The sequence below is a fragment of the Methylobacillus arboreus genome (assembly GCF_020532725.1).
Taxonomy (GTDB): domain Bacteria; phylum Pseudomonadota; class Gammaproteobacteria; order Burkholderiales; family Methylophilaceae; genus Methylobacillus; species Methylobacillus arboreus.
Genome location: NZ_JAJAVC010000006.1, coordinates 74,943 through 85,663 on the forward strand (window position 1 = coordinate 74,943; position 10,721 = coordinate 85,663).

Here is a 10,721-nt window from a genome sequence, read left to right on the forward strand (position 1 = left end):
AATGGAAGACATCAAACACTATATGCAGCAATTGGGCGTCGAGGCCCGTCATGCCTCCCGCGCCATGGCCCGCGCCGACACCGAAACCAAGAACCGGGCATTGCGTGCCATTGCAGGCGCTATCCACCGCGAACGCGACACCTTGCTGGCTGCCAATGCAGCCGATCTGGAAGCAGCGCGCCGTAACGGGCTGGAACCCGCCATGCTGGACCGTCTGGTGCTCAGCGAGAAAGGCATTGCCACCATGGCAGAAGGCCTGGAACAGATTGCCAGCCTGCCAGATCCCATCGGTGAAATGTCCGACTTCAAATACCGTCCTTCCGGCATCCAGATCGGCAAGATGCGCGTGCCCCTGGGCGTGATCGGCATCATCTATGAAGCGCGTCCCAATGTCACCGTGGATGCCGCCGGCTTGTGCATCAAGTCCGGCAATGCCGCCATCCTGCGCGGCGGCTCCGAGGCCATCCAGTGCAACCGCGCCCTTGCCGCCATCGTGCATGAGGGCCTGGCTGCGGCAGGCTTGCCTGCGAGTGCCGTGCAAGTGGTGGCAACCACTGACCGCGCAGCCGTCGGCGAACTGATCACCATGAAGGATTATATCGATGTCATCGTGCCGCGCGGCGGCAAGGGCCTGATCGAACGTATTTCCAACGAGGCGCTCATCCCCGTCATCAAGCATCTCGATGGCAACTGCCACATCTACGTGGATGAAAGCGCCGACCTCGACAAGGCGCTGCGCATTCTTGAAAACTCAAAGACCCAGCGCCTGGGCACCTGCAACACCGCAGAGTCCCTGCTGGTGGCACGCAGCATTGCGCAACAGGCTTTGCCACCACTGGCCGCCATGCTGCTCGGCAATGGCGTCGAAATCCGTGGCTGCAACGAAACCAGGGCATTGGTGCCGCAAGCCAAGCCAGCCACGGAAGAAGACTATTACACCGAATACCTGGATGCGATCATCTCGGTGAAAGTCGTCGCGGATGTCGATGAGGCCATTGCCCATATCAATCAATACTCATCACAGCACACTGAGGCCATCGTGACGGAGAACTACACCCGTGCCCGCCAATTCCTGCGCGAGGTGGATTCCAGCAGCGTCATCGTCAATGCCTCCACCCGCTTTGCCGACGGCTTCGAGTATGGACTGGGCGCCGAAATCGGCATCTCCACCGACAAGCTGCACGCACGCGGCCCGGTCGGGCTCGACGGCCTCACCAGCCTCAAGTATGTTGTGCTGGGTGATGGCCAGGTAAGAGCCTGATGCACTCCAGCGTTTACAGGCATGACGCTTAGCGCAACGCCGCCAGCCAAACCAGTGCCGCTCATCGGCGTGATGGGCGGCACCTTCGACCCCATCCACTTCGGCCACCTGCGCATGGCGCAGGAACTAGCCGATGCCCTGAACCTGGCCGAAGTCCGCTTCACCCCCTCTGCCAACCCACCCCACCGCGAACAACCCATGACCTCCGCAGCACATCGCAGCGAAATGGTATCGCTCGCAATTGCCGACAATCCCCTGTTCAAGCTGGACACGCGTGAACTATCCCGCAATGGCTACTCCTACACAATCGAGACCCTGCAATCCCTGCATGAAGAATTACAAGGCAACGGAAGACTCTGCCTGCTCATGGGATTGGATGCTTTTGTCGGCATCACCAGTTGGCATCGTTGGCAGGATTTATTGCAGTTTGCGCATATCGTGGTAGCGACAAGACCAGGAACAGCATTGCCAACGGAAAATGCTATGTTGCATGGATTCCTGCAAGCGTATGCGCTCACGAATGTGCAACAGCTACATGAAAAAGTAGAAAATGGAATCTTGATGCAGGAAATTACCGCGCTGGATATTTCAGCCACGCACATCCGCACCAGGCTGGCGCAAGGCCAAGCGCCGCGTTATCTGCTGCCTGACAGGGTGCTGGAGTATATCCGGCAACAGCAGTTGTACTTTCTGAGGGAACAATGAATCGCCATTGCTATTCAAGTGTATGGCAGCACAATTTTCCTGGTGATTTGGTGGTATCAAGCACAAAGGATTTATCCATTGATCACGCCCCGGAACATGTATTTCTATTTACTCTGAACTGAATTGCCAACTTCATTTTTTATCAATAGGAGTTCATTATGAGCCGCTTAGATATCACTGAAAAAATCATCACTGCCAAAGTATTGAAGGGCCTGAAATGGGCTGACGTAGCAGCCAAGCTTAATCTCAGCAAGGAGTGGGTGACTGCTGCCTGTTTGGGGCAGATGACACTGAATGCGGAACAGGCCAGGATTATCGCCGAGATTTTTGACTTGAATGATGAAGACCAGAAATGGTTGATGGTGACCCCATATAAGGGTTCCCTGCCAACCACGGTACCGACCGATCCCCTGATCTATCGCTTTTACGAAATGATCAATGTCTATGGAACTACTATCAAGCAGCTAATCCACGAAGAGTTTGGCGACGGCATCATGAGTGCAATCGACTTCAAGATGGATCTCCAGCGTGTGGCTGACCCTCTGGGGGATCGAGTCAACATTGTATTGAACGGCAAATTCCTTCCTTACAAGCAATTTTAAGCAGCCAGGCTCACAATGAATGTATCGCGTAGCAATTGCTGATCAAGCGCTACGCGACTTTCATGGTGAGTTGTATCGTTCAGGAAGACATAGTGGCTTCTGTGGTAATAGATTCAGTGTTAGATATTGCTGACAAGTCTGCCAGTATCTTCAGCAAACACTTCAAGAGCAAGATCAACGTTTGGCTGGTCTGAGCTAGTTTTTTTTAGCCAAGGCACAATGCCCAAGCAAGCAGCTGGCATCCTCTGGTGCAAAGTCTGCAAATTCTCCTCCAGCATCGCCATGTCAGGATCAACCTGATTCGCTACCCAACCAGCGAAGGTCAAGCCACGTCGGGTAATCGCCTCGGCTGTAAGTAAGGCATGATTGATACACCCCAGCCGCATGCCCACGACGAGGATAACGGGCAGACCTAATTGCACAGCAAGGTCGGCAATATTGTGTTGGTCACCCAACGGTACATAGAAACCGCCAGCCCCTTCAACAATCACTACATCTGCATGAGCTTGTAGGCGTTTGAATGCAGCCTGGATATGGTTAAGATCGATCTGCGAACCGGCCTGCCTAGCTGCTATATGTGGAGCAATCGCAGGCTCGAACGCGTAAGGATTGATGTCCGACAAAGGTAATTGCACATTGCTTGCGGCCAGCAGTTGTGTGACATCCTCAGAGATCAATTGCCCATTTTGGCGCTCGCAGCCGGAGGCGACAGGTTTCATCCCGACACTGCGCAGGCCACGCTGGGCAAACTGGCGTATTAGCATACTGCTGACCATGGTCTTGCCAACGCCGGTATCGGTGCCGGTGACAAAGTATGCCTGCTTCTGGTTCACGCTCAACGCGGCTTCCTTGGATGTATGGTCACAGTGGAAAGTCCCGCTGGTCTGGGTTGCGCTTTCCAGGCATGTCCATAGACGACTTCATAGGTCGCTGGCAGTTTGCCTTCATGGCGGAACTGCTCGTAGGCATCGGTCAGTCGATTCAAGAAGCCGCGTCCCAGCAAGCCACGCGCACGCCCGATTGCTGCATTGTGCGCACCGATGGCTTTCAGGTCACGCATGACGGCAATCACATCATCATATGTCAGCACAAAACGCTCAACGTCGAGCACTGGATCGGAAAACCCAGCACGCACCAGGGCATCGCCAATATCATGCATATCAATGAAGCGGCTGACATGGACATGACCACCGCCTGAAGCGGCACGCAATTCCTTGAGCGTATCCGGGCCGAAGGTGCTGAACATGAACAGGCCCTCGGGACGCAACACGCGTGCCATGCCGGTGAATGCACGGTCAAGATCGTTGCACCATTGAATCGCAACATTCGACCAGATCAGGTCGACGCTTACATCCTTCAAGGGGAGCTGCTCGATATCAGCACACAATGCAGCAGGCCGCTTCTGGCCCAAGACACGCTTGATCCATGGATAGTGTTCCAAGGTCTTGTGCAGCATGCCCATGGCAATATCCAGCGAAATCACCGTGCTATCACTATAGCGCTTGCCCAGCGCCACGCTGGCATGCCCGGTGCCGCATCCGGCATCGAGGATCACGCTGGGACTAATCTTGACCAGCTCCAGACGCTGCAACATGCGTTCGCGCACTTCGCGCTGCAAGATAGCTGCCGCATCGTAGCCGCTAGCGGCACGATCAAATGACGCACGCACCCTGGTCTTGTCAATCAAATACTCGTCACTCATTGCGGAGCTTCTGCCGTGGATTCAAGAAAATCACGCACGCTTTCGATGAACTGTGCAGCATGTGAAAGGAAAGGCGCATGGCCTGCACCGGCAATCACCCGCAAGCTGGCATGCGGCAAATGCCGGGCCAGCCAGTGCGCGGCTTGTACGGGTGCCAAGGTATCACGGTCGCCGTGAATCAGCAGCACAGGTTGTTGCAAGCCTGGCAATTCAGGACGCAGGTCGTTTTCCAGCAACACATCCAGCGCCGACTCCAGTGCCAGTGGCGATGGCACGGGACGCTCAGCCAATGCACGGCGCAATTCCTTGATGGTGGCACGCGCATCTTGCGCGCCCATGCACTGCAAGGTCAGGAACTTGATCAGGGTGGCGGCGTAATCCTCGCCGACCTGGCGTGCAAACTTCTGGAACACACTTGCCGCCATGCCATATTCCCAGGGCTGGGGATGGCCTGGCTCCGTGTTGATGAAACGTGGCGTACTACCCACCAGCACCACACGCCGTACTCTCTCGGGGTGGCTCAATGCCAGCCGCATGGCAACCAGGCCGCCAAGCGACCAGCCAAGGATATCGGCACGCGCGGGCAGGACAGACAACAATGACTGGACAATTTCATGAAGATTGCTCGCAATAACTGCCTGGCTCAGGCCCATGCCGGGCAGGTCAACGATATGCAGCTCGAATGACTGGGAAAGCTTCTTCACCAGCGGCTGCCAGACACCGCCATGCATCCCCCAGCCATGAATCAGCACCAGGGGATGGCCCTTGCCTATTACCTCCTTGTGAAGACCGCTCATGCAGCCTCCAGCATTTGTAAATGCGAAATCAATTGTTGAATATCGTCGTGGCTATGCGTTGCGGAAAGCGATATCCGCAGTCTTGCCGACCCCTTGGGCACAGTCGGAGGACGAATGGCCGGTACGAGAATGCCTTTCTCAAGCAAGCGCTTGCTCACCTGTAGAGCCTCGTCGTTACTGCCAATAACGACAGGCTGAATCGCCGTCTGCGACGGCATGAGCTGCCATCGCTGCAACTGGCAAGCCTGCCTGAAGCGATCGATCAAGCCGTGCAGGTGGGCACGCCTGTCATAGTCTTGCTGAATAAATTTCACTCCTGCCATTGCTGCCGCAGCCACCGGGGCTGGACTGGCTGTGGTGTAGATATAAGGACGTGCAGCCTGCATCAGGTAATCCGTCAATATCCTGGGGCCGGCAACAAATGCACCTGCCGCGCCTGCCGCCTTGCCCAGCGTCGCCATGTAGATGATGCGCGGGGAATCGAGTGCAAAATGCTCCAGCACGCCCCGCCCATTGGCGCCCAGCACGCCAAAGCCGTGCGCATCGTCCAGCAGCAGATAGGCATCATAACGATCGCATAGTGCCAGCAATTCAGGCACTGGCGCCAGATCGCCATCCATGCTGAACACCGCATCCGCAACAACCAGCTTGCGCCGCGCCTGACTCTGCGCCAGCATATGCTCAAGGCTTGCCAGATCGTTATGGGGATAACGCTTGAATTCAGCCCGTGACAACAGCGCTGCATCATTGAGGGACGCATGGTTCAGCTTGTCGGCGAAAATAGCATCCTCACGCCCACACAGTGCCGTGATGATGCCAAGATTCGCCATATAGCCAGTCGTGAACAGCAAGATGCCGGGCATGCCCATAAACGTTTGCAGGGTATGTTCCAGTTCCTCATGGGCAGCCTGATGGCCTGTCACGAGATGGGAGGCACCTGTTCCTGCCCCTGCCGCGGCGGCACAATCCTGCATGGCGGAAATCAATGCAGGATGCGCAGCCAATCCCAGGTAATCGTTACTGCAAAACGAAAGCAAGCGCTGACCATCAACCTCGACATGCACGCCTTGCATGCCATGCAGCACACGGCGCTGGCGCAACAGGCCCAGGCTCGCACGCTCGGCAAGCTCGGCTTGTAATGCGTCCAGCAATGGTGTAGTTGCCTTCGCCGGGTCAGATTCCAGCCTGGAAGACATCACGTCAGTTAGAGCGGATGGATGCCGAGCTTGTCGAACAGCTTGCGGTCGGTTTCAGCTTCGGGGTTACCAGTGGTGAGGAGCTTCTCGCCGTAGAAGATCGAATTGGCACCCGCGATGAAGCACAATGCTTGGATACCTTCATGCATGCTCTGGCGGCCTGCGGAAAGGCGGACAAAGCTCTGCGGCATGGTAATCCGTGCCGCTGCAATCGTGCGCACAAACTCAAAAGGATCCAACTCGTCCATGCCATACATAGGAGTGCCTTCCACCTGGGTCAGCAGGTTGATCGGCACACTTTCAGGCGGGCGTTCCATATTGGCAAGCTGGGCCAGCAAGCCAGCACGCTGCGCACGCGACTCGCCCATGCCGATAATGCCGCCGCAACAGACGTTGATATCCTGCTCACGCACGCGCTCCAGCGTATCGAGACGGTCCTGGTAGGTGCGGGTGGTAATCACGTCGCCGTAATATTCGGGAGCCGTATCGAGGTTATGGTTGTAGTAATCTAGTCCTGCATCTTTCAATTGCTCCGCCTGGCCCTCCTTGAGCATGCCCAGCGTGGCGCAGGTTTCCAGACCCATGGCCTTTACTTCCTGGATCATTTTCAGCACCGGGTCCAAGTCACGCTGCTTGGGGCTGCGCCAGGCAGCGCCCATGCAGAAACGGCTGGCCCCATTTTCCTTGGCGGCACGCGCAGCAGCCAGCACTTCTTCAAGCTGCATCAGATCCTGCTTTTCTACGTCGGTATGGTAACGCGCGGCTTGCGGACAATAGCCGCAATCCTCGGAACAGCCTCCGGTCTTAATGGAAAGCAGGGTACTGACTTGTACGCCATTCGGGTCGAAATTCTCACGATGTACCGACTGCGCGCGATGCATCAGGTCCGAAAATGGCAGCTCGAACAGCGACACGATCTCATCCACACTCCAGCGCTTAGGCGCTTCTACACGAGCCTGGACCTTTGCACGCTCATCACGATCCAAGCCACGTATGTCAATCACTGAGTCTCGCATGGGTTCCTCTCTACTTATTCTGTTTCAATGGTTAATTCCTGCCATGGCTCTTTTTTTGCGCGCAGGATATCCCGTATTCCAAAGGGCACAACAATCAGTATGCTGATTCCCCAGACAATCAGCGCAAGATTCAAGCCCCCCCCTACCCAGCCTGCCATATGGGAACTGAAGTTAAGCAACACAACCCAGGTGCCAAGCAAACCATAAAAACGGTATCCGGCAGGTACAAGGTATTCGCACACCCGAGTGCAGGGATGGTTGGCAATGGATGCATAGGCAAAAATGGACCCCGCAATCCAGAAGGGAATCAATACCGGCACAATCACGGCAAGGCTGGAAAAGAAGGGGAAGCTTTGTGCTGTCCGCATCTGTTGCTTGGCTGTGATGATTTTGGTAGCCATGATATAAAAATGGAATTTAAAAGTGGATTATATCTTGTCAACCTTCAAGACAACAATCCATTTACATCTGATTAAAAATTGATCAGCTTTTGGCTTCAATTTATTCGGACCGGCATCCGCTTGTTTTGGTGCGGGGTAAAACGTTTGGCTCGTCTCGTAAATCAGACTAGGACCAGTCTTCTATGCATGGTGATCGTCGTCCACGCCGCATCTCAGGGCAGCCTTCTATTGTCGTTGTCTTGCAAGGAGGTCACTTTGCGAATCTTCCCCCCAATAAAAAACCTCGAAGTTCGAGGTTTTTCTCAGGCCATTTCATCAACCCCATGAGCATGAGCAGTACTAGGCGATAGTGATGAAATTGCTAATAGCGGTATTTAACTACTGGTAGTCAACTTAGCCGAATGCACAATCCTGTTGTTTCATAGCCCAGATTGACGGCATTAAAGTTAAAATAACCATCAACTTCAATGCTTCCTCCTGCTTAAGTTAATTTCATTATCGTTATTGGCGTCATACTGTTTTTTATTGAGGTATTTTCTTTCTTCCTGCCCTAGATGGGGTCCGCAGAAGGTCCGCATTTTCTTAGTCAGATAAGTTTCATTATCTTCTTCAACGCCTAACTGGCTCGAAGTGACCTTTCCAAATTTATCATGCACTCCACCCAAAAAATCCTTCAAGCCTTTTTCAACTCTACTCCATTTCATCTGGGTCTCCTTTTCCATAATGATGATCACTATGGTACGAAATTAAACTAAGATATCAATGCAGATATATATATACCAACTTATTCCGCACTAAATAAACTAGTTGCTCTACTGTCTGCTGCTACACATACAACAAAGATAAAAAACTATTCTAAAGGCTGTAACAGTCACACTTACATATCATTACAGCAGCCAACACCCTCACCGGCTTGTCGCATACTCCAGAATTTGCAATGTCGCCCACTCCTGACCTTTCGCCGCCTCTAACGCCAAATAGCACATTTGAGCCAATGCGTTCCCTAGCACTGATTCCTCTGATTCAAAGTCACTCCGTCTTGAAAGTTGAACCAGCCTTCTTTGAATGTTAACCGCATCCATCCAACTATCCTTTGCCAACGATGTAAACACTTGCTAGCGCATATCCTGAATCGCTATCCTAGGCTGAGCAGCATTAATGAAAGGGGTTTTATTGAAGTCCTCCCAAAACATCTTGATTCAAGCTTATTATTTATTTTACTCTCATAGCATATTGATATCTGTACGCTGACACACACTTGCCTCTCTTGCCATGTGCCTTCGTAGTGAGGCACTAGACTACATCAACATACATTGATGCAGCTACGCGTGCCAACCACCATTTAATCAATCACAGTTTTGAAGAAAAAGTCTGTTCGGTAGCGCACATACAAGACAATTTTTCAAGCTATACTCTGATTATTAATTTATTGAAATTCTAATAATAATAAATATTTACCTGCCCTGAGATATTATCCATGAACAAGTCAACTATTCCGTCACCTCTGCAGAATCAATTGCTCTCAGCTTTGCCTAGTATAGATTTTGAACGCCTAGCCCCTCATTTCGAATTATTCTCCATGGCATTAGGCGAAGTGCTTTGTGAATCAGGCGAGTTGCTTAATTATGTGTATTTCCCCACGGAAAGCATCGTCTCGCTCTTGTATCAATTGGAGGATGGGTCTTCTGCAGAAATAGCAGTAGTAGGCAATGAAGGAATTGTCGGCATTTCTTTATTCATGGGAGGTGAAACAACCCCTAGCCGAGCCGTTGTCCAGAGTGCGGGATATAGTTATCGCCTCAAGGCACAAATTTTGAAAAAAGAATTTAACCGCATAGGCCCAATGATGCATTTGCTGTTGCGCTACACACAAGCACTGATCACGCAAATGACCCAGACGGCAGTATGTAATCGTCATCACTCCGTAGAGCAGCAATTGTGCCGCTGGTTACTGTTGAGCCTGGATAGGTTGCCTGATAACGACTTGAGAATGACCCAGGAGCTGATTGCCAATATGCTTGGAGTACGACGGGAGGGAGTCACCGAGGCCGCCGGAAAACTTCAACGAGCCGGGCTGATTGAATACAGCCGAGGGCATATTAAAGTGCTGGACCGACCGGGTTTGGAAAAGCGCGTATGTGAATGTTATAAGGTAGTGAAACTGGAATTTGATCGTTTACTCCCGGCCCGGCCACAATTCTAGGAAAACCAGAATAACTTCACAACCACAAGCCATTCCTAATTAGGCATTCATTGCAGGCAGTCTCCTATATGGATTTTCATAAAACCCAGCGGATACGGTCAAAAATATATATTTCCGATATTCCAGATTATCTTCAGGATAAGGAGTATGCTGAACTTTTAAATTGACGGAGATTATCATGGGTAAAGATCAGAAAAGCAATAAAATGACTAAAAAGCAACCGCTTAAAACTGCTAAAGAAAAAAAGGCGGATAAAAAAGCTAAAGACGCGCCAAAACCTTTCAAAATTGACAGTACTTCATAATTCAATATCTAAAATTCTTCACTCAGACGCTTCAGCATCTGATGGCTAGATATACTCTGCCAATTTCACAAAAATAGAATACTCCACACCACAAAATATTCGGCAGAGAAACTCCCGCAGAATATACTTTTTCCCCGTTGAAAAACCATGGCTTAAAAGCTGTTGCTGTTACGCCCAAGGGCTCCAAGTGACATCAAGCATATCCTGCACGGCTACTCCTTCAGGCTTTTAGCCGGCAGGAATCTCTTGAAGGGATTTTCTTCCAATGGCACAACATACAAAACTCTCTGTTTTTCATATCGATAATCATCGATATCCCGTCGTTGGCTTCATATCTTAGTTTTGAAGTGAGCTGATCGACAAAATAAGGTTCAAGCCTTGGATTCGATATGGCGATGATCAGAAAATTTCCCACGCTATGCTGGCTATTCGTAGAATTTATCATTCTTAACCCTTAACTAGTACTCATCAGTTTTACACCCGGTCAATGAGGGTGTCTATGCGATAACACACATAGAAATTGATTAACAAGGG

The 10,721-nt window shown here is 51.8% G+C and carries 12 protein-coding genes; 5 read left to right on the plus strand and 7 right to left on the minus strand.

Going from position 1 to position 10,721, the window contains the following annotated elements; translation table 11 throughout:
* Position 1: 1 nt before the first annotated feature.
* From LG198_RS06450 to cynS, 3 genes are all read left to right on the plus strand, one after another.
* Positions 2-1,261 (plus strand): glutamate-5-semialdehyde dehydrogenase, encoded by a 1,260-nt coding sequence (locus tag LG198_RS06450; protein ID WP_230342360.1) that lies wholly within the window; start codon positions 2-4, stop codon positions 1,259-1,261.
* Positions 1,262-1,282: 21 nt separating this feature from the next.
* The gene (nadD, locus tag LG198_RS06455; protein WP_230342361.1) at positions 1,283-1,966 is read left to right on the plus strand and encodes a nicotinate-nucleotide adenylyltransferase; all 684 of its coding nucleotides are present in this window, start codon (positions 1,283-1,285) and stop codon (positions 1,964-1,966) included.
* Positions 1,967-2,124: 158 nt separating this feature from the next.
* Positions 2,125-2,568, plus strand: a complete 444-nt coding sequence (gene cynS / locus LG198_RS06460) for a cyanase (RefSeq protein ID WP_230342362.1) — start codon at positions 2,125-2,127, stop codon at positions 2,566-2,568.
* Positions 2,569-2,687: 119 nt separating this feature from the next.
* Here cynS and bioD read toward each other — a convergent pair whose 3' ends face one another.
* The 7 genes from bioD to LG198_RS06495 all read right to left on the minus strand — a co-directional run bounded on the left by bioD (position 2,688) and on the right by LG198_RS06495 (position 8,384).
* A complete protein-coding gene (gene bioD / locus LG198_RS06465; RefSeq protein ID WP_328485335.1) occupies positions 2,688-3,401 on the minus strand; it encodes a dethiobiotin synthase in 714 nt (237 codons plus the stop codon).
* 2 nt (positions 3,402-3,403) lie between these two features.
* Positions 3,404-4,270, minus strand: a complete 867-nt coding sequence (gene bioC / locus LG198_RS06470; RefSeq protein ID WP_230342364.1) for a malonyl-ACP O-methyltransferase BioC — start codon at positions 4,268-4,270, stop codon at positions 3,404-3,406.
* A complete protein-coding gene (bioH, locus tag LG198_RS06475; protein WP_230342365.1) occupies positions 4,267-5,067 on the minus strand; it encodes a pimeloyl-ACP methyl ester esterase BioH in 801 nt (266 codons plus the stop codon). Before bioH ends, bioC begins: the two co-directional genes overlap by 4 nt.
* Complete coding sequence (gene bioF / locus LG198_RS06480; RefSeq protein WP_230342366.1) at positions 5,064-6,263, minus strand: 8-amino-7-oxononanoate synthase; 1,200 nt, start codon at positions 6,261-6,263, stop codon at positions 5,064-5,066. The genes bioH and bioF overlap by 4 nt, the downstream gene beginning before the upstream one ends.
* 8 nt (positions 6,264-6,271) lie before the next feature.
* Positions 6,272-7,279 carry a biotin synthase BioB gene (gene bioB / locus LG198_RS06485; RefSeq protein WP_230342367.1) on the minus strand — a complete coding sequence of 336 codons (1,008 nt, stop codon included), beginning with the start codon at positions 7,277-7,279 and terminating at the stop codon, positions 6,272-6,274.
* A gap of 14 nt (positions 7,280-7,293) precedes the next feature.
* Positions 7,294-7,680 (minus strand): hypothetical protein, encoded by a 387-nt coding sequence (locus LG198_RS06490; RefSeq protein WP_230342368.1) that lies wholly within the window; start codon positions 7,678-7,680, stop codon positions 7,294-7,296.
* Between the two features lie 464 nt (positions 7,681-8,144).
* Complete coding sequence (locus tag LG198_RS06495; protein WP_230342369.1) at positions 8,145-8,384, minus strand: hypothetical protein; 240 nt, start codon at positions 8,382-8,384, stop codon at positions 8,145-8,147.
* A gap of 773 nt (positions 8,385-9,157) precedes the next feature.
* On the opposite strand from LG198_RS06495, the gene LG198_RS06500 reads away from it, so the two are divergent.
* Positions 9,158-9,883, plus strand: coding sequence for a Crp/Fnr family transcriptional regulator (locus LG198_RS06500; RefSeq protein ID WP_230342370.1), 726 nt, complete (start codon positions 9,158-9,160; stop codon positions 9,881-9,883).
* A gap of 178 nt (positions 9,884-10,061) precedes the next feature.
* Entirely contained in the window at positions 10,062-10,187 is a 126-nt protein-coding gene (locus LG198_RS14310) for a hypothetical protein (protein ID WP_268866812.1), read from the plus strand.
* The last annotated feature ends 534 nt before the right edge of the window (positions 10,188-10,721 follow it).

What these genes read in the sequence shown, in the direction of transcription:
- LG198_RS06495 (WP_230342369.1), bottom strand. Translation starts at nt 8,384, where the DNA reads ATGAAATGGAGTAGAGTTGAAAAAGGCTTGAAGGATTTTTTGGGTGGA.
- LG198_RS06490 (WP_230342368.1), bottom strand. Translation starts at nt 7,680, where the DNA reads ATGGCTACCAAAATCATCACAGCCAAGCAACAGATGCGGACAGCACAA.
- bioC (WP_230342364.1), bottom strand. Translation starts at nt 4,270, where the DNA reads ATGAGTGACGAGTATTTGATTGACAAGACCAGGGTGCGTGCGTCATTT.
- bioH (WP_230342365.1), bottom strand. Translation starts at nt 5,067, where the DNA reads ATGAGCGGTCTTCACAAGGAGGTAATAGGCAAGGGCCATCCCCTGGTG.
- cynS (WP_230342362.1), top strand. Translation starts at nt 2,125, where the DNA reads ATGAGCCGCTTAGATATCACTGAAAAAATCATCACTGCCAAAGTATTG.
- LG198_RS06450 (WP_230342360.1), top strand. Translation starts at nt 2, where the DNA reads ATGGAAGACATCAAACACTATATGCAGCAATTGGGCGTCGAGGCCCGT.
- bioF (WP_230342366.1), bottom strand. Translation starts at nt 6,263, where the DNA reads ATGTCTTCCAGGCTGGAATCTGACCCGGCGAAGGCAACTACACCATTG.
- LG198_RS14310 (WP_268866812.1), top strand. Translation starts at nt 10,062, where the DNA reads ATGGGTAAAGATCAGAAAAGCAATAAAATGACTAAAAAGCAACCGCTT.
- nadD (WP_230342361.1), top strand. Translation starts at nt 1,283, where the DNA reads ATGACGCTTAGCGCAACGCCGCCAGCCAAACCAGTGCCGCTCATCGGC.
- bioB (WP_230342367.1), bottom strand. Translation starts at nt 7,279, where the DNA reads ATGCGAGACTCAGTGATTGACATACGTGGCTTGGATCGTGATGAGCGT.
- LG198_RS06500 (WP_230342370.1), top strand. Translation starts at nt 9,158, where the DNA reads ATGAACAAGTCAACTATTCCGTCACCTCTGCAGAATCAATTGCTCTCA.